This window comes from Cutibacterium nasicola, from assembly GCF_051303185.1.
GTDB lineage: Bacteria > Actinomycetota > Actinomycetes > Propionibacteriales > Propionibacteriaceae > Cutibacterium.
The window spans coordinates 309,510-325,767 of record NZ_JBPPGE010000002.1; the positions used below are offsets into that span (position 1 = coordinate 309,510).

Annotated in this window: 18 protein-coding genes and 1 tRNA gene; 6 read left to right on the forward strand and 13 right to left on the reverse strand. The window is 63.3% G+C overall.

The window, feature by feature from the left end; genetic code table 11:
• Positions 1-118: 118 nt before the first annotated feature.
• Together ACSJJT_RS05325 and ACSJJT_RS05330 are read left to right on the forward strand one after the other, a co-directional pair.
• Positions 119-679, forward strand: a complete 561-nt coding sequence (locus ACSJJT_RS05325; RefSeq protein WP_435917302.1) for an inorganic diphosphatase — start codon at positions 119-121, stop codon at positions 677-679.
• 143 nt (positions 680-822) lie between these two features.
• Complete coding sequence (locus tag ACSJJT_RS05330; RefSeq protein ID WP_435917303.1) at positions 823-1,836, forward strand: TRM11 family methyltransferase; 1,014 nt, start codon at positions 823-825, stop codon at positions 1,834-1,836.
• A 2-nt stretch (positions 1,837-1,838) separates the two neighbouring features.
• On the opposite strand, the gene ACSJJT_RS05335 is transcribed toward ACSJJT_RS05330, so the two are convergent.
• Positions 1,839-2,828, reverse strand: a complete 990-nt coding sequence (locus ACSJJT_RS05335) for an acetylxylan esterase (RefSeq protein ID WP_435917304.1) — start codon at positions 2,826-2,828, stop codon at positions 1,839-1,841.
• Positions 2,829-2,875: 47 nt separating this feature from the next.
• Here ACSJJT_RS05335 and ACSJJT_RS05340 point away from each other — a divergent pair, with 47 nt between their 5' ends.
• Positions 2,876-3,361, forward strand: coding sequence for a SixA phosphatase family protein (locus tag ACSJJT_RS05340; protein ID WP_435917305.1), 486 nt, complete (start codon positions 2,876-2,878; stop codon positions 3,359-3,361).
• 19 nt (positions 3,362-3,380) lie between these two features.
• Here ACSJJT_RS05340 and ACSJJT_RS05345 read toward each other — a convergent pair whose 3' ends face one another.
• The 3 genes from ACSJJT_RS05345 to ACSJJT_RS05355 all read right to left on the reverse strand — a co-directional run bounded on the left by ACSJJT_RS05345 (position 3,381) and on the right by ACSJJT_RS05355 (position 6,482).
• The gene (locus tag ACSJJT_RS05345) at positions 3,381-4,280 is read right to left on the reverse strand and encodes a hypothetical protein (protein WP_435917306.1); all 900 of its coding nucleotides are present in this window, start codon (positions 4,278-4,280) and stop codon (positions 3,381-3,383) included.
• A gap of 498 nt (positions 4,281-4,778) precedes the next feature.
• A complete protein-coding gene (locus ACSJJT_RS05350) occupies positions 4,779-4,982 on the reverse strand; it encodes a hypothetical protein (protein WP_435917307.1) in 204 nt (67 codons plus the stop codon).
• 150 nt (positions 4,983-5,132) lie between these two features.
• On the reverse strand, positions 5,133-6,482 hold the full coding sequence (locus ACSJJT_RS05355) for a flavin monoamine oxidase family protein (RefSeq protein WP_435917308.1): 1,350 nt from the start codon (positions 6,480-6,482) through the stop codon (positions 5,133-5,135).
• A 188-nt stretch (positions 6,483-6,670) separates the two neighbouring features.
• On the opposite strand from ACSJJT_RS05355, the gene ACSJJT_RS05360 reads away from it, so the two are divergent.
• On the forward strand, positions 6,671-7,486 hold the full coding sequence (locus ACSJJT_RS05360; protein WP_435917309.1) for a trimeric intracellular cation channel family protein: 816 nt from the start codon (positions 6,671-6,673) through the stop codon (positions 7,484-7,486).
• A gap of 109 nt (positions 7,487-7,595) precedes the next feature.
• Here the strand turns inward: ACSJJT_RS05360 and ACSJJT_RS05365 are convergent, their stop codons facing one another.
• From ACSJJT_RS05365 to ACSJJT_RS05390, 6 genes are read right to left on the reverse strand one after another with little or no spacing between them, the layout of a single operon-like run.
• On the reverse strand, positions 7,596-8,261 hold the full coding sequence (locus ACSJJT_RS05365; RefSeq protein WP_435917310.1) for an ABC transporter ATP-binding protein: 666 nt from the start codon (positions 8,259-8,261) through the stop codon (positions 7,596-7,598).
• Positions 8,210-9,697 carry a beta-carotene 15,15'-monooxygenase gene (locus tag ACSJJT_RS05370; protein ID WP_435917311.1) on the reverse strand — a complete coding sequence of 496 codons (1,488 nt, stop codon included), beginning with the start codon at positions 9,695-9,697 and terminating at the stop codon, positions 8,210-8,212. The genes ACSJJT_RS05365 and ACSJJT_RS05370 overlap by 52 nt, the downstream gene beginning before the upstream one ends.
• A complete protein-coding gene (locus ACSJJT_RS05375) occupies positions 9,694-10,065 on the reverse strand; it encodes a hypothetical protein (protein ID WP_435917312.1) in 372 nt (123 codons plus the stop codon). Before ACSJJT_RS05375 ends, ACSJJT_RS05370 begins: the two co-directional genes overlap by 4 nt.
• Before the next feature lie 17 nt (positions 10,066-10,082).
• Entirely contained in the window at positions 10,083-10,673 is a 591-nt protein-coding gene (locus ACSJJT_RS05380) for a hypothetical protein (protein WP_435917313.1), read from the reverse strand.
• A 4-nt stretch (positions 10,674-10,677) separates the two neighbouring features.
• Positions 10,678-11,226, reverse strand: a complete 549-nt coding sequence (locus ACSJJT_RS05385) for a stage II sporulation protein M (protein WP_435917314.1) — start codon at positions 11,224-11,226, stop codon at positions 10,678-10,680.
• A 29-nt stretch (positions 11,227-11,255) separates the two neighbouring features.
• On the reverse strand, positions 11,256-11,540 hold the full coding sequence (locus ACSJJT_RS05390) for an uberolysin/carnocyclin family circular bacteriocin (RefSeq protein ID WP_435917315.1): 285 nt from the start codon (positions 11,538-11,540) through the stop codon (positions 11,256-11,258).
• Between the two features lie 287 nt (positions 11,541-11,827).
• Here ACSJJT_RS05390 and ACSJJT_RS05395 point away from each other — a divergent pair, with 287 nt between their 5' ends.
• Positions 11,828-12,112 (forward strand): hypothetical protein, encoded by a 285-nt coding sequence (locus tag ACSJJT_RS05395; RefSeq protein ID WP_435917316.1) that lies wholly within the window; start codon positions 11,828-11,830, stop codon positions 12,110-12,112.
• A 33-nt stretch (positions 12,113-12,145) separates the two neighbouring features.
• On the opposite strand, the gene ACSJJT_RS05400 is transcribed toward ACSJJT_RS05395, so the two are convergent.
• Positions 12,146-12,221, reverse strand: a tRNA-Thr gene (locus ACSJJT_RS05400).
• 157 nt (positions 12,222-12,378) lie between these two features.
• Between ACSJJT_RS05400 and ACSJJT_RS05405 the strand changes: the two genes are divergently transcribed.
• Positions 12,379-14,028: a DUF885 domain-containing protein gene (locus tag ACSJJT_RS05405; RefSeq protein ID WP_435917400.1), complete on the forward strand. Its 1,650-nt coding sequence runs from the start codon at positions 12,379-12,381 to the stop codon at positions 14,026-14,028.
• A gap of 104 nt (positions 14,029-14,132) precedes the next feature.
• On the opposite strand, the gene ACSJJT_RS05410 is transcribed toward ACSJJT_RS05405, so the two are convergent.
• On the reverse strand, positions 14,133-14,465 hold the full coding sequence (locus ACSJJT_RS05410; protein WP_435917317.1) for a hypothetical protein: 333 nt from the start codon (positions 14,463-14,465) through the stop codon (positions 14,133-14,135).
• Positions 14,466-14,592: 127 nt separating this feature from the next.
• A complete protein-coding gene (locus ACSJJT_RS05415) occupies positions 14,593-16,035 on the reverse strand; it encodes an alpha/beta hydrolase (protein WP_435917401.1) in 1,443 nt (480 codons plus the stop codon).
• Positions 16,036-16,258: the final 223 nt, after the last annotated feature.

Sequence of the window (16,258 nt, forward strand, 5' to 3'; positions counted from 1 at the left end):
AGCTTGGGCACAGCACGTTTCGGCTTACGTTGATCTGGGTGTGGCACGAATAATCCCCTCCTGCAAACGGATACAGTGTCGATCATTACCGTGTCCAATACAAGAAGAGGGGCCCCTCGTGACTGATGATTTCACCAACCCATTCCAGGGAGAACAGCCCGATAGCTTGCACTTTGATGTGACGATCGAGATTCCGCGCGGCACCAAGAACAAGTACGAGATGGATCACGAGACCGGTCGTATTCGCCTTGACCGCACGTTGTTCACCTCTACCCAGTACCCGTACGACTACGGGTACATCGAGGGAACCCTCGGCGAGGACGGCGATCCGCTCGACGCCCTGGTCCTTCTCACCGAGCCCACCTTCCCCGGCTGTCTCATCGAATGCCGGGCACTGGCCATGTTCCAGATGCAGGACGAGATGGGTGGCGACGACAAGGTGCTGTGCGTCCCCGCAGACGACCCTCGCCGTACCAACCTCATCGACCTTGACGACGTCGGCAGCATGACCCTCATGGAGATCGAGCACTTCTTCACCGTCTACAAGGACCTCGAACCCGGAAAGTCGGTCGAGGGCGCCACTTGGACAGGTCGTGAGGAGGCCGAGGCCGAGATCAAGGCCTCGTTCGAGCGCGCCAAGGGCACCTCCTACGAGCACCTGCAGGTCAACCTGGCCTGACAGGTCGACCTCGTCACCCGACACCGCCCCGACATCGGGAGGCGAGTTCTCACCAGCACACCGCGATCGGCGACCGCAACGCAGCGGTCGTCGATCGCTGTTTCCTCGGCAACTCGGACGGAGGGCATGACACAATGTCAGCCATGCCCAAGACCCTCGTCCTGCTCGCCCCTGCCGCCAACCACGTATATGCCGGGCAGGCAGGCCGCCTGTGCGCTGCAGAGTTGACCCTCACCTGCCCGAATGCCACGTCGGTCTCACCGGTGACGGTGGCCGGGGTCGGGTACCTCGCCGTCAGTAGCGACGAACCCTTGGGACCTGAGGATTTGGGTGCGGTGGCACGAGCCTCGGCAGCTCTCACCTGCTTCGAACGTCGCGACGACCTGCTGGCTCCCCTCGAGTTGCCACGAGTCGACGTGGTCGATGAGGATCTCGTGACCATCCCCAAGTACCGCGGTAAGACCAATGAGCAATTCACCCGACTGCTGCTCAACCTCACCGTTGCCAGCCTCAGCGGTCGCTGCGCCACTCGTCGCGACGAGGGCCAACGGTTGGCCATTCTCGACCCGTTGGCCGGGCGTGGCACCACCTTGGAGTGCGCATGGATGGCCGGTCACAACGGGTTCGGGGTGGAGCAGGACACCAAGGCCGTCGAGGCGATGGCCGCCCACGTCACCACCTGGCTGCGACGCAAGCGCCTCAAGCACAACTGTGGCACCCATCCGGTACGCCGCGACGGCCGCTCCATCGGAAAGCGGTTTGACGCCGAGCTCCGACTCCCTGGAGCCGAACCCCTGACGATGGGGGTGTTCTCGGGGGACGCCGTCGATTCGGCGAACCTGTGGGGACGCAAGACCTTCGATGCCATCGTCACCGATGCCCCTTACGGGGTCGTACACGGGTCCCACAGCGGATCGTCGCGACGTCGCTCCCCCGCCGATCTACTGTGCGAGGCCGTTCCGGTGTGGGCCGGACAGCTGCGCCACGGCGGTGCGCTGGGAATGTCGTGGAACACCTTTGGTCTGTCCCGCGAGGATCTCGTGGCGATCCTGTCCGACGCTGACCTGACTGCCCTCGATGACGACCTGTGGCGTCAATTCAGCCACCGCGTCGACTCGTCGATCCATCGCGACCTCGTCGTCGCCGTCAAGAGCTGAGCTCAGGAGAAGAGCTGGGCCAGCACGCCGAGCTGGTTCCAGCGCTGCACGTTCTCTCCAGCTGAGTGCCCTGCGAAGGGATAGACGGCGATCTGCTTGTCCGCAACCATCCCGTCGCCCCAGGCGTTGTAAGCCGCCCACACGGATGACGGAGGTACCAGCTGATCCATCATCGCCACGGAGAACCAGGTGGCGGTGCGGGAGCGACGGGCGAAGTGCAGACCGTCGAAGTAACCCAATGTCTGGAAGGCCTTGCCACACATGGACGGATGAGCCGCCAGGTACTTGACGACCTCGAAATACGGGCCATCCGTGGCGATGTCGCAGCTGCGCCTCATGTGGCACAGGAAGGGGGCATCAACGAAAGCACCAGCCAGCTCGATGCCACGCATGGCCGCCAACCCGCACACCGCGATCGTCTGACCACCGCCCTGGGAGTGGCCCAGGACGGCAATTCTGGTGGGATCGACGATCTCCATCTCCCGAGCGACCTGAAGGCACCGGAAGGCATCGGTGAACAACCGGCGGTAGTAGTGGCCGCGCGGGTCAGACAGGGATTGCGTCATGAATCCTGGAGCGCCGGAACCCTCATGGGTGTCCGGGGAGTTCTCGGTCAGAGCAGGATGGCCCCACCCCTGACCGCGCGGATCGACCACGACGTGGGCGTACCCGGCTGCCGCGAAGGCCGACCCGATGGGGACCCCACGCGAACCCGAGTAGCCGATGTATTCGATGACAAGGGGCAACGGACCATTCGCCCCGGCAGGGGCATGTAACCAACCACTCACCCGAGAACCGTGGTATCCCGCCCATGACACGTCCCAGGTGTTGATGAGGGCCTGGCGATTGTCGAACGGATCCGCCGTCAGATCGAGTGGGATCCCGGCGTGCTCGTCGAGGGTTTCGGCCCAGAAGGAGTCGAAACCGTCGGGTTCAGGGACGACCGGGCGGTAGTTGCGCGCGTCGTCAATCCCCATGTCCGTGAGCGGCATGCCAACATCGTAGGGCTACCTCGGCCACGTGGTGCAACGATGGAATCATGCACACCCTGTTCCTCATGAGACATGCCCAGCCTGCATCCCACGCCGCCGGTGGCGACAGGGAGCGTCCACTCACCGACTTGGGACGCCGTCAGGCCCGCGAGGCCGGAATGAGCCTTGGACTGCGCAATGTCGGCCATGCGCTGGTCTCCGACGCTCTGCGCACTCGGCAGACCTGGGACTGCCTCCAGCTGACTTGCCCCGTGGAATTCATGCGAGCCCTGTACTACTGCGGCACCGACACCATGCGTCAGCGCATCGGAGAGATCGACGACGACGTCAACAACCTGCTCGTCATCGCCCATGCCCCCACGATCCCCGGTCTGGCGGCGCAACTGGCCGCAATGAGCGGGGCCGAGGAGGAGGTCGGATGCTGGTACCCGCCAGCCACCCTCACCGAGGTCTCGGTCGACGGTAACTGGGCAGATCTGACGGACGAGTACTTCGACAAGGTGCACCTGGTCGGAGTCCAACGACCGATGTGATGGCTGCCCCGGTCCTCGCTCAGCGCAGGATGTGAACCTCGGCAGCGACACCGCCGGTGCAGGTGGTGTAGGTCTCCTGCGTCCTGCACTTCATGGTGTAGTCCTTGCCCGTCACCGGACTGTGGGCGTTCACCTCGTACTCGCCCTGCGCATCGTCAGGAATCACTTTGGCCACCTCAAGCGCAAACGGGCATGACGTCGTGCCCACCGCGCCAACCGTCGAGGAGCAAACAGTGTCTCCGTCAGGAAGCTTGTCGGCAACGTGGCGCGCACTCGAGGCCGGGGATTCCGGGGTGGACGGAGTCGAACTGGCCGCGGTCGCAGGCGAGGACTCGAGGAAGCTCGGGGTGGCATCAACGGATGCCGCGTCCTCCTGAGGTTCCTCCGAGGCAGGCTGCTCGGGCTGCGCACTGGTCGACGGCGTCGCCGCCGGCGCGGGATCCCCGCTCGAGGACCCCTTCAGACCGCCAGCGAAGAGCAGAATCGCACCCAGGACGACAAGCACGAGTAGCCCGATCACCAAGCCGATGAGCACATTGCGGTGGCGAGACGAATCCTCCGGAGGCGGCGGAGGGTATGCCGTGGCAGGAGTAGACGGTGGTGGGGGTGGGGTGAAGACGGGGGTTTCCGGAACTGTCGCCATCGCGCGTGTCCACTCCGCCTCAGGGTCACGGAACCAGTCATTGGGCAGATGAGAATCGCCAGATCCCTGATTCTGGCCCTGCGGAGGCTGCTGATCCGACCAGGGCTGGCCGTCGGACCTCTGCTGGTTGGTGTTCCACTGCTGGGTCGGCGTCACGTCCTGCCGATCTCGCGGCTCCGACAGGGTCTGCACTCGAGGGATTTCCCTCGTCGGAGCCTCATTGGGGCTCGCAGGGCGCCGCACAACCGTCTCGTCGAAGGAGCCTGGGTCTGTCATGCGCACGGCGCCGGGCAGGCGCAGGTCCAGCCCGCATTGTCTGCAGGCGGCATCGTGCGCACCCACCTGGGTGCCGCATCGCGCACAAAACATAGTCTCATCTCCGTCCGTGAGTGGCGCATCAAGGATATGGCATGTTTTCAAGGTCTCCGCGTCACGTTCCTGTCACCGTCGTAACACAAGATCGCGATTCTTCACACGTCCGTAAGACCAGTCGACCGGTTCCGCAACGCTGGCCGATTCTGTGAATCGGCACTTCGGGTCCGCATGGATTGGCTTTGCTCCCGCGTGGGTTCGGTGGTGATTGGGGTCGAGACAGGGGTCGCTGCCACGCCAGGTGGGAGCAGATTCCAGTAGAAACCCATATGCCACACCCACCCTTGCGGCAGCCCTACCGCCTTCATGGTGGCGATCTCGGTTCTGACGAGGGTTACTTGCCAGCCCTGATTGCAGCGCATCGCATCAGGAACCCAATTGCCACGGGTGGGGAGAGCAGCGTCAGAGATGAAGGACCAGGACGGTCTTGTGACGCAGCACCATCTGCCGGTACTCGATCTCGACATGGGCCAGCGGATCGAGGAGGAAAGCGTCGGCAACCGTGAGGCTGTGATCCCTTACTCGGTAGAGCAGACCCGAATCGGCCACCCGGCCCTTGGGAATCTCGATGCGTTCATCAGGACTGGGGTGGCCGTCGGGTCCCACTCGACGATCCTCTCCTGATACATAGCAGTAAGGTTTCACGCCGACCCGAGGTCGTGTGTGATGACAAGGGCAGGCACCCCGAGACGATCACGCAGTGTGCGGCAGGGAGAGGATCTCGCCACGCACCGAGGAGTCCAGAGCGTCTGAGTGTCAGAGCAGGTCGACGGCCTCCTGAGCAGCGCGAGCACCGGCTCGCAGCGCACCCTCCATGTAACCGTTGAAGGAGGAGGCGTACTCGGCGCCGGCGAAGAGCACCCTGCCCAGTTGCTGGGCGAGGACCGGGCCGGTGGTCGTCCAGAGGCTGGGAGCGAAGTGAGCTCCGTGGCAGCCACCGGTGTAGGGCTCGGCGAACCAGTCTCGATCGAGGTACTCAATCGGGGAGCTGGGGGCCTCGCCGAAGGCGGACTCGACGACCTCCTCGAAGGCGCGCTGGCGCAGACCAACCGAGAGTTGGCCGTAGCCAGAGGCTTCGGCGCCCTCGAAGAAGCCCATCAGGACTCCCTTGCCGGTCTCGTCGTCGGACGTGTCGAAGATGACACGAACGGCGCCCTCGTCGGCACCCATCTGGCCGGAGGCACCAGAGGTACGCCACCACGGGCTGTCGTAGACGAGGAAAGCCTTGATGACATTGCCTGCGGGCACCTTCTCAGCCATCTCCAGACGCTCTGCCGGAAGGGCGGGCTCGAACTCGATCTCCTTGAGAAGACGCGGCGGGATGGTGACGATGACGCTGCGGCCCTGGTACTCGGTGCCGTCGGACGTCGTGACGGTGACGGTGTCGTCATCTGCGCGGACGGAGCGAACCGGGCAGGAGAGCTTGAGGTCATCACTGAGACGCCCCGCAAGGTTGCGGGCGACCTGCACGACACCGCCCTTGACGCGCTGTTGCTTGAGTCCACCGTTGACGGCGACGAGGGATTCCAAGTCCACCCCGGCGTTGGCCTTCGTCAGCCCCTCAAGCAGGGTGGTGTCGTCGGGAGAGACCCCGAAGGCGCGGCGGAGGAGATTGGTGATGTAGTCGCGGCCGGCGTCGGTACGCACATTCGACACCACCCACTGGCTCAGGGACTGATTCAGCCAGGTGCCGTTAGCCGTCGTCCAACCATTGTTGTTGGCAACGCGATCGGCCAGACGGCGGAACCTGAGAAGGCCCTGACCGAGATCAGAAAGCTCGAAGGGGGTGAGGGTGTGGGCAGACGGTTTGGACGAATTGGTGACGTGGGAGACCCGCCCACGGGCCTTGACGACGACGTCGCCCTCGGTGGAGTCGACCAGTTCAAGACCCTGCGAGGCGATGAGGGAGTGAAGTTCCTCATGGCCCGCACCGACCCATTGACCACCCAACTCGACGACCTGGCCATTGGACAACTCGGCATTCTCGAGGCGCCCACCCACTCGGGAGCGAGCCTCCAGAACCACCACTGAGTGTCCTGCGGATGCGAGTTCTTCGGCGGCTGTCAGTCCGGCAAGACCTGCGCCGATAATGATGCTGTCGTACATGCGTCCCCTTGCAATTCCGCTGGACGGCCGAACCGAGAAGTCAGGCCGCGACCTATGAATCGTGGTGTCTCGATCGTACCGGGCCCTCTGTCGCGTTGGGTGTCGACCCGCTTCGATACCCCGGTTCGCGCTTGCTGGGCCGGTGAGCAAATCTGAGTTGAGTGAGCTGGTGCGGTACCTTGTCCGCGATGCTCTCCCAGTTCAACTCCCTGTTGCCCGAACTGTTCCGCGCCATTGACCTCACCGGCGTGCTCCTCAACGGAGTGTTGGGTGGCAGGTTGGCACGCATCAAGCGATTCGATGCTGTGGGTTTCTGTGTGTTGGCGATCACGAGTGCGTTGGGCGGCGGGATGGTCCGTGACGTCCTGCTGGGAGCCGCTCCCCCAGTTGCCCTGACCGACCCGCGCTACTTGACGGTCGCGCTCGTCGGCGCTGGCGTGGCGATGTTATGGAAGCTGGATTCCCGACCCTGGAGGATCGCCCTCATTCTCGCTGACGGCATGGTGTTGGGCTGTTGGGCGGCCACCGGCGCCCTCAAGACCTTGACCGCTGGGTTCAGCATCATGCCCGCAGTGCTCCTGGGGCTCATGACGGCCGTCGGTGGCGGCATGATTCGTGACGTCTGCGCAGGAAATGTGCCGCAAGTTTTCGGTGGCAACAATCTGTATGCAACACCCGCGCTGGCCTCGGCGATTGTCATGGTCGTGGCGCAGAAGCGTGGGTTCCCCTCGTTCGGAATGGTTGTCGCGACCCTCATCGGTCTGGGATTCACAGCCTTGGCACATCGTCGTCGGTGGGTATTGCCCCAGAATTCGGAGTGGACCCTGCAGTTGTCGTCGTCACAGGTGCAGAGCATGTTGCGAGCACGAGCCGCACGCCGTGCGGCGAAGCTGCGGGCACGTCAGGAGGGCAGCACTGCCGACGATCCACAAAACCACGAACTCAGTCCTACCGGTACTCGCAGGAGAGTCATCCCCGTCGACGTCACTCGCCAGCGCCTCTGAGACCTGCTCAACACGGCCTTGCGCGCCCACTCGAATCCTGTCCTGGTGGGGAAGCGACACATGCCGACCGTCTTGAGACCCGAGTCGCGCCAAGCCGGTCGCGGCATCGTCACTGGGTTGGCGAGGAGTGTGCACTATCCGTCGTCCGGGGCAGGCCCAAGACCTCGTCGACCATGAGACCGTCGGGCAAGGCGTGGGCCACCAGCAGGACGAGGCTCCCCTTACGCCATTCGTTGATGTCAGAGACCATCACACGGCTCGACTCCTCGTCCACCCCGTTGAACGGCTCGTCGAGGACGACGACGTCGAACTTGCCCGTCGTGCACATGAGGTACCACAGCCGTTTCGCGGTTCCTGTCGACAAGGTGGATGTGCGGTAGTCGAACCATTCGTCGAGGCCGATGTCCTTGGCACGCGCCATCGGCTCAGCCCTGTCGCAACCTGCCAATCGAGCGGCGAGAGTCAGGTGATCAACCATGCTCAGATGGGGATGTAGTGACGGTTTAGCGCGACACACTCGTCGTCGCCTCCGCGCTGCGGGGTCCGACGCCTTTTTGCCACAGACGATCAGCTTGCCCTCAGTGGGACGGAGGTAGCCGGAGATCCCCTCGATAAGGGTCGACTTACCGGTCCCGTTCGGTGCATCGAGTCGCACTGTCGCGGGACCTTGGAGATGGAACGACAGACTTTGGACGACTGGCCGGTCCGGGGAATAACCGAGCGTCAGGCCAATGGCCTCGATGGCAGGGCGAGAACGCGTCGTCTCGTCACCCATGTTGCACCTCCCAGGAGAACGAAGGTCAGGATGAAGCCGATCCAGCCCACCCCGTGCAAGGCCGTCATCAGGATGACGGCCATCATCGCCGTGGATGCCAGGACACTGAGCAACCCTACGGACGTCGAGGTCGGAACCGTGCCGTCTGGAAGAGCCGCGTCACTGGCGACGACAGCAGCGGCAACCCAGGCGCACGCGATCGACGCCCACACGACGAGCAGAGGAATGAGGGCATCACCGCCCAGCACACCAGCTGCCACCGCGGCAGGTGCGACGAGGAAAACACCAAAGAGGAGGGCAACGCCCAGGGGCGCGATCGCCAGCTGGGTCGGACTGGCACCCAGCTCCCACGCCATCCTCCAGCGTGGCGCCAATGCCGCAGGACCGATACGTGTGGACAGTAGGTCCGAGACCACCAGGCCAAGGATCAACAGCAGGATGGCCGAGAGCTGAGTGACACTCCGCGCCGGCAGATCAAGCCCTGATCCACCCAGTGCCGTCACAGCGATGACCACGACCACCGCACCAACGCTCCACACGAGGAAGACAAGACGCGCTAACGCGGCCGCAACCGGAACTGGTGACAGATCACTCATGACCACGCGCACCCACGGGCTGATTCCTCTCGACCGGCGCAGGTGGACCCTGGCCTTTTCATGAGACACACTGTTTCGCACCAGGAAAGGGGCAGATCGCAGGGTGACGCATCCGGTCACCGCCCCGATGCCGGTTGCCGTCGTCGCCACAGCGACGCCGACGGTGACCCATGTCCACGTAAACGCCGGTATGGCGTGAAGATGCTGAAGACTGACATCAGCCACCCACCTGACACTCAGAGCAAGGATGATTCCGGTGACAGCTCCGCTGCAGGCAGCCCCCACCTGACTGGGACGGTGAGAGTCATTGAGCTTCGCAGCGACCCATGTCGTGATGGCCACCATGCCCAGAGCGGTGGCGACCGGAATCATCACCAGAGCACCTACCGCGGTGGGCGGTATTCCCGTCAACGACACTCGCAATCCGGCACCCCAGGAGAGCCCCGCGACGACCGCAGACGTGATCACGAGTCTTTCGAGCATTTCCGCCACGACGACGTCGGACCTCGAGATGTCCAGAGCACGGAAGAATTCAGCACATGGGTGGTTCGTCAGTCGGATTCTGCGAGAGGTCAGCGTCTCCCGAACGGCGTGAAGGATGAGGACGTACAGGCTCACGGCAAGCGGCAGTGTGACTCCGACGACGACGCCGCCCTGGGCAAGCCGATTGACGAGCCAGTCACATCCCACGACCGCCACCGCAGCCGCGAAGGCACATGCGACGAAGGCGACCAGAACGCGCATCACTCGATAACCCTTGAGGGAGAGCCTCCACCCAAGGGCGTCGAGGGAGGAAGCATCGCAGATGTCATGTGCCGCCCGGAAGGTCAGCGCGTTCACAGGCGATCCTTGGTACTCTGAGAATCAATTTCCGCCTGGACCATGACCGCGACCGTTGCGCAGCAAATGGCGACGACGACAGCAGGAACCACCATGTACCCAGCAGCACTGAGTGTTCTCCCCAATGTTCCTTGGCAAGCACCAAGGCAGATCGCTCCACTGAGGAATGCGGAAGTATCACGTCGGAGGCGTATCCCGGGAAGGACGGCCACCAGTACCAGCAACGCCGCCACGACGATGCCGACGATGCCCACTACTACGCCCACGACCTGCGGATCTCTGACCAGCGTCATCACCGCACACACGCTGAGGGCGACGGCCAGCACTCCCGCAAGAATCCGCCGGGAACGCATGTACAAAACCTGCATAAATGCTCCTCATTTCCTCACAGCACGAGAGAAATCGCACCAACCGCAAGCAACAACGCGGCTGAGGTTACTTTTCCACGTGTTCCAGCCCGGCCCATTGCGGGCCGCCTCCACGTCCACACTATGGTGGCAACCGCGACCGCGAAAAGCCAGACGAACGTTGCCGGATACTCTTTCGGCGCGGACACATTGGCAATCAAGGCAACCAATTGCACCGGGACCGTGGCGCACAGCCCGACGAAAACCGCGGGCCCCAACCCGGTCTTTCCGTCGGTGCCCTTGTCCTCTCTGACGGGCACCATGGTGCCCTGAAGAATCTTCTCGTCCACCACTGCACACAGAAAGAGATACAGCCCTTGGAATACGGTCGAGAGAATCATTGCAAAGACTATTCCGAGACGGACGGCAAGCTGAGCAAGCGCCGGGTCCTCGAGACCCGACGTGTGGCCTCGTGTCCAGCCGACCTGGCTGATGCGATCAGCCAACTGGGTCCAGAGGCGAATGGCAATGAGAAGACCTGTCATCACCACCGCGATCCACACGACCGCTCTATCCGTTTTGAGACGCCCGACAGCATCGGAAACGTAGCCCGCTGATGTGAAGCTCATGATATCAACCATTTCTTGACTGGATGATCGCCGCCTCGAGCCCAGCCCCCACGACGACGAGGACCAACGAGACAGCCAGAAGGACCAATGACTGGCGCAATGGAGCGAGATAACGGGTGACAACTTTCTCTTCCGCGGGAGGTCCAGAAGTCAGCACCGCGGTACTGACTGGCAGTAATCCAGCCGCCGCAGCTAACAGATATGCCAAGATCTCGACGACGGCATAACCACTCACGGACCACAGCGCCATCGTCAGCCCAACTTCATTGGCAGCTGCCGCCGTGCTTGCTCCGATCAAAAAGCCGAGAGAGGCGATGCCGACCATCGCAATAATTCCGATTGAGATGACGCCTGCATATAAGCTCAGGACAACCGAGGCATTTCGCACAAGGATCGAAATGAAGAGCGAATCTCCGGAGCCCCCGAGGGGCTTGCCAAGCATACCCCCACCTCCTGGTGTCGCTCCGTCGAGCGTGCCGAACGCGATTACTGCCGACACCGCGAAGATGGCGAGCGCACAGAGGAAGGATGCGATGAAACCGCAGTTCCTCATGTGCACCCACCTTCGACAAGAGACGGACATCAGGCGATTGCGACCTTCTTGCCCCACTTCTTGATAGCCCACTTGGCAGTGGCCACGGCGGCGCCAGCAATGCCACCGGAGGCGACGGCCATGGCGATCGACAGCGCGGCACCACCAACCGAAACCGCGTTCACGATCTGGCTAGCCGCAGAGGTGGAAAGACCGAACATACCGGCAATGTAAGCGCCAGTGAAGGTCGACAGCACAACGCCGATAACTGCGACCAAAGCAGCAACGCCAACAGTGCTTCGAGATGACTTGGACTGAGTCAGAGTGTTCTGCATTGGGTATCCCTTCTTCGAGTACTCACCAACCAAAGATTGGCGACCCACCCAGCGTGGGCAATGCCATGTATACCATCTACAGGATCACCACAGATTAGACAGAATAAAATCACAGATAAACGGAATACTTATCAGGGGCTCCTCGTGTCTTACATGTCATTTTATAAGCGAGTTGCACCCCCAAACGACGGTTCCACTTCCACTCGCCAGAGCGCAGAAGGAGGCCGATCGCCATCCCTGCCACGAGCGTGCGACGCAACCACGCTCTCCTGCCAACAATGGCGGCAATGCCGACGACCTTCGCCGCCAACTTCATCCACTCATGCGGAAAGAGGACCATCGCTCTACCCGATACCGAGCACCGGACGACCACCCCTAGTGACCTTGAGGCCAGTACCCCCACAATCCTGGCCTGTCGGATGATCCCCACTGACCACGCCAAGAAGCCCGCAGCGATCACTCACCTGACCAAGGTCGTCAGTGGCCCTCGCGTGTTCGCAGCGGTCACCACCGCGACCGTAGATCACCACGGGGATCCATCGGCAAGACAGGGAGCCGTCGTCAATTCCTGACGACCCATGCGAGCATTCCTGGCCGGGCGCTCATGGAGCCAACTACGGGAATCGAACCCGTGACCTACGCTTTACGAGAGCGTCGCTCTACCGACTGAGCTAAGTTGGCACGCCTGCCATGGCAGGCTCGCAAGACTATACCGGCATGATGACCTCGTCGCGAAACCGGTACGCTTCTTTCTGGAACACCACGCGACTCCCACCTGTCCACGACTCGCGATAGCGTCATCACCGTGACCAACGACAACGCACACACCACCCACCAGATGGGGTCAGAGGTCGACGAGGTTGCCGACCACCACTGGGACTCCCTCGTCGCGTCCAGCCCGATCGTGGCCACCGCCCTCGGCCTGGACCTCAACCAGGACGAGTACGACGACCTGTCCCCCGCCGGCATGGAGGCCCGGTACCAGCTCGTCATGGACACCTTGGACCGTCTCGACAAGACCATGCCCGCCGACGACACCGACGAGATCACCGTCGCTGCCATGCGCTCCAACCTGGGTCTGGAGGCAGAGAGCCACGACAGGGGATACGACCTCCTCACCCTCAACGGCATTGCCTCGGGCGTCCACGAGATCCGCGAGGTCTACGACGCCATGCCCACCGAGACCCCCGATCAGGTGTCGACGGTCGCACGTCGTCTGCACGCCACCGCCCCGGCCCTCGACGGCTGGCTGAAGACCCAGCGCGCCTCGATCGATGCCGGCATCGCGCCTGCCATCCGTCAGGTGAGCCTCCTCGTCGAGCAGATCACCTCCTGGACCTCCGACGGTGGATTCTTCGACGACTACCTCAAGCGGACTGCCTCCGACGACCTGCCGGGCTCCGTGAGGTCGGCGCTTGCCGAGGGCATCAACGCGGCCAAGGCCAACTTCCGTCGCACCGCCGAGACCCTCGCCACCGACATCGCCCCGCTGGCTACCGATACCGACGCCGTCGGTATCGATCGATACCGTCTGGCCTCCCGCCAGTTCGTCGGCACCACTGTCGATCTCGCCGAAACCTATGACTGGGGCAAACGGGAACTCGCCCGCATCGGGCAATTGCAGCGCGAGACCGCCGAGCGTATCCGTCCGGGGGCCAGCGTCAGGGAAGCCATGGCAGCCCTCGACGCTGATCCGGCCTACCAGATCTCCGGCACCGAGGCCCTCAAGGCATGGATGCAGCAGCGCGCCGACGAGGCCATCTCTTTCCTGGACGGCACCCACTTCGACGTTCCCGAGCAGGCTCGTCACATCGAAGGCATGATCGCCCCGACCCAGGACGGAGGCGTCTACTACACGCCTCCGTCCGACGACTTCTCCCGTCCTGGCCGGATGTGGTGGTCGGTGCCGGAAGGAGTCGACATCTTCACGACGTGGCGAGAACTGACGACCGTTTACCACGAGGGCGCACCCGGCCATCACCTGCAAACATCCTCGGCCATCGCCGCCCGTGACGAGCTCAACTCGTGGCGACGCAACTACTGGACGTCGGGTTACGGTGAGGGCTGGGCCCTCTATGCCGAGTGGTTGATGGCTGATCTGGGCTACATGGACGATCCCGGTCACTTCATGGGCCTGCTCGACGGGCAGTCCATGCGTGCCGCCCGCGTCGTCCTCGACATTGGCCTCCATTGCCAGTTCGAGGCACCCGAGGAAGTCGGCGGCGGTGAATGGAACTGGGACAAGGCGTGGACCTTCTTCAACAACCATGTCTCCATGGACGAGGGATCAGCTCGTTACGAGGTCAACCGCTACTTCGGCTGGCCCGGACAGGCCCCGTCCTACAAGCTCGGTGAGCGCACCTGGCTGGAACTGCGCGAGGCCGCGAAAGCCAAGGACCCGAACTTCGACCTGAAGAGGTACCACACCAAGGTGCTGCGGATGGGAGCCCTGCCGCTTGACGTGTTGCGTCGAGCGGTGCTCTCCTGACGACTCATTCCTGAGATCCCGCGGGCTGGCCGCGAATTGGTTGGCGCGATCAGGTCAGGTGGCCTGGACAGCGATTCTGACCGCGCTGGTCAAACCGTGCTCGATCAGGGATTCTGCACGCACAAGGCACCGACGTACCCGGTGTCGTGGCTGAGCTCGTGTCGCACTGACACCCGCGTCAATCCTTGCGGGCAGTTCGTACCGGGCTTGACAACGTCCTTGACGTAGCGGGCACCGTCCTCCTCGCATCCCACCTTCGGGACACGTCCGTCATCGACCCGCGCCCCGACCATGACGCAATGCCCGTCAACGGCTTCCAGATCGTTCCATGCGTGGGACCGCCACGCCCACTCCAGCGCAAGGAGCGCGGTTGCGAGCAAGGCCAACCCCGTGATGCGCAACACGATGCCAATGGCATGGCGCTGACCCAACGTCATGAGCGATCCCTCCTCACGACGACAAGGGTAACGACGTCTCCCAAACCTCCAGCGCGGCGCGCACGTCTGTGCTCACGGCCGAGGACGGATACCGTCGCACCAGAACGCCTGCCACCAGGCCCTTACGTCAGCACACCGTCTTGTCCTTGGGGACCTTCCCGTCATTGACGTAACCCTTGACGGCCTCCTTGACGCATTGGTTGCCAAGCTCCCACGCCGAGTGCCCGGCGCCGCGCCAGGTCAGCAACACACCGGACTTGAGCTGGCCAGCCATCCACTCGGCCTGCTCATAAGGGGTGGCGGGATCGCCAGTGGCACCCAGAACCAGGATCGGCGCCGCGCCCTGGGCCGTCAGGTACAGCTGATACGTCGGGTGAGCCGTCCAGACCTCACAGGTCGGTGTCACTCCCAGGGCCTTGCCGACGGTCGGCGCCCTGGCTGCCTCCTTGGGCCATTCCTTCTGGGCGTGGTTAAGACCGAAATCGGCCTGATCCAGGCAGGAGATCGCGGGGAAGGCCGAGGCGATCGTCTCCCACTGGCCGTTCTTGCCACGCCCGTTCAGGAGGTCTGCTGCCGTCAGCAGGTAGCTGCCGTTCCCGTTCTTCATGGCACCCAGCAAGGAGCCCGCCAGGTAGGGATACGCCTCCTTGCCTGAATACAGGAACAACGCGATGCCAGCCGCTGCCAGACTCTGCGTCAAGGCCCGGTTCTCGACCTTCAACGGATGGGAGTCGAGACGGTTGAGGAAGCTCAGGGTGGTCTTGCGAACCTCGGCCTCGCTCGTCCCCACTGCGCAGCGCTCCCCCTGCTTGGCGCACCACGTGGCGAAGTCGCCGAAGGCCCGGTCGAATCCGACGATCTGGCTGATCGTGTCGTGGTTGGTGATGTTGACCGTGGAGTCCAGCACCATCTGCCCAACTCGTCCCGGGTACAGCTCGGCATAAGTCGCACCGAGGAAGGTTCCGTACGAAATGCCGAGGTAGTCGAGCTTCTTGTCGCCCATGAGATAGCGCAGATAGTCTAGGTCACGAACAGTGTCAATCGTCGAGATGTGGTCCAGCAGCTCTCCGGAGTGCGCCCGGCAACTGCGCGCGAAATCCCTCGTACCACGGACGAGTGCCTTCCACTCAGCCTCGTCGTCGGGGGACGCGTCAAGGCCGAAAAAAGCGTCCATCGTCTTCGCAGGACCGCAATCGGCATGGGTCGACTGTCCAGTCCCGCGCGGATCCCACCCGATGACGTCGTGGTTCGGGAATGCCGTGGAGTTGAAGTTGTCCACCATCTCCTGGCCGGAACCGCCGGGCCCACCGGGATTGACGAAGAGGGTCGCCTTGGACGACGACTCCGCTGGCTTGCGCTTGAGGGCCAAGGTGATCGCCGGACCATTCGGATCGTCCCAGTCCAGCGGCACGAGAACCTTGGAACACTGGTGGTTCCCGCAGGCATGCCACGAAATCTTGCGCGACAGGTATCGGTTCATCCCCTTACCGGCTGGCGGCTTGCTGAACTGCTTGTCGTCCTGCGATGCGGGGTGCATGGTCTGGCGGTCCGGGCTCTCTGGGCCCTCCATGTGGGCGTGGGCCTTGGGGTCGAACGAGGCGACCGGAGGGTTCGGATCAGCCGTCTTTTGGGCTGGCTTGACTGACGCCGTCACGGACGGCGATGGCATGGGTTTCGGGGTGGCGGACAGCTGGCCCGTCGACGCGGGTTGGGTGATCGTCGGCCCCGAGGTGGGTTCCTCACCGGTACAGGCTGTCACCGACAGCAAGGAGCAGGCGACCAAGGCCGCGGCA

Bases quoted from the DNA above. Each gene is read 5' to 3' on its own strand.
- ACSJJT_RS05330 (WP_435917303.1), top strand. From the start codon at position 823: ATGCCCAAGACCCTCGTCCTGCTCGCCCCTGCCGCCAACCACGTATAT.
- ACSJJT_RS05335 (WP_435917304.1), bottom strand. From the start codon at position 2,828: ATGCCGCTCACGGACATGGGGATTGACGACGCGCGCAACTACCGCCCG.
- ACSJJT_RS05340 (WP_435917305.1), top strand. From the start codon at position 2,876: ATGCACACCCTGTTCCTCATGAGACATGCCCAGCCTGCATCCCACGCC.
- ACSJJT_RS05345 (WP_435917306.1), bottom strand. From the start codon at position 4,280: ATGACAGACCCAGGCTCCTTCGACGAGACGGTTGTGCGGCGCCCTGCG.
- ACSJJT_RS05355 (WP_435917308.1), bottom strand. From the start codon at position 6,482: ATGTACGACAGCATCATTATCGGCGCAGGTCTTGCCGGACTGACAGCC.
- ACSJJT_RS05360 (WP_435917309.1), top strand. From the start codon at position 6,671: ATGCTCTCCCAGTTCAACTCCCTGTTGCCCGAACTGTTCCGCGCCATT.
- ACSJJT_RS05365 (WP_435917310.1), bottom strand. From the start codon at position 8,261: ATGGGTGACGAGACGACGCGTTCTCGCCCTGCCATCGAGGCCATTGGC.
- ACSJJT_RS05375 (WP_435917312.1), bottom strand. From the start codon at position 10,065: ATGCAGGTTTTGTACATGCGTTCCCGGCGGATTCTTGCGGGAGTGCTG.
- ACSJJT_RS05380 (WP_435917313.1), bottom strand. From the start codon at position 10,673: ATGAGCTTCACATCAGCGGGCTACGTTTCCGATGCTGTCGGGCGTCTC.
- ACSJJT_RS05385 (WP_435917314.1), bottom strand. From the start codon at position 11,226: ATGAGGAACTGCGGTTTCATCGCATCCTTCCTCTGTGCGCTCGCCATC.
- ACSJJT_RS05390 (WP_435917315.1), bottom strand. From the start codon at position 11,540: ATGCAGAACACTCTGACTCAGTCCAAGTCATCTCGAAGCACTGTTGGC.
- ACSJJT_RS05395 (WP_435917316.1), top strand. From the start codon at position 11,828: ATGCCGACGACCTTCGCCGCCAACTTCATCCACTCATGCGGAAAGAGG.
- ACSJJT_RS05405 (WP_435917400.1), top strand. From the start codon at position 12,379: ATGGGGTCAGAGGTCGACGAGGTTGCCGACCACCACTGGGACTCCCTC.
- ACSJJT_RS05410 (WP_435917317.1), bottom strand. From the start codon at position 14,465: ATGACGTTGGGTCAGCGCCATGCCATTGGCATCGTGTTGCGCATCACG.
- ACSJJT_RS05415 (WP_435917401.1), bottom strand. From the start codon at position 16,035: ATGGAGGGCCCAGAGAGCCCGGACCGCCAGACCATGCACCCCGCATCG.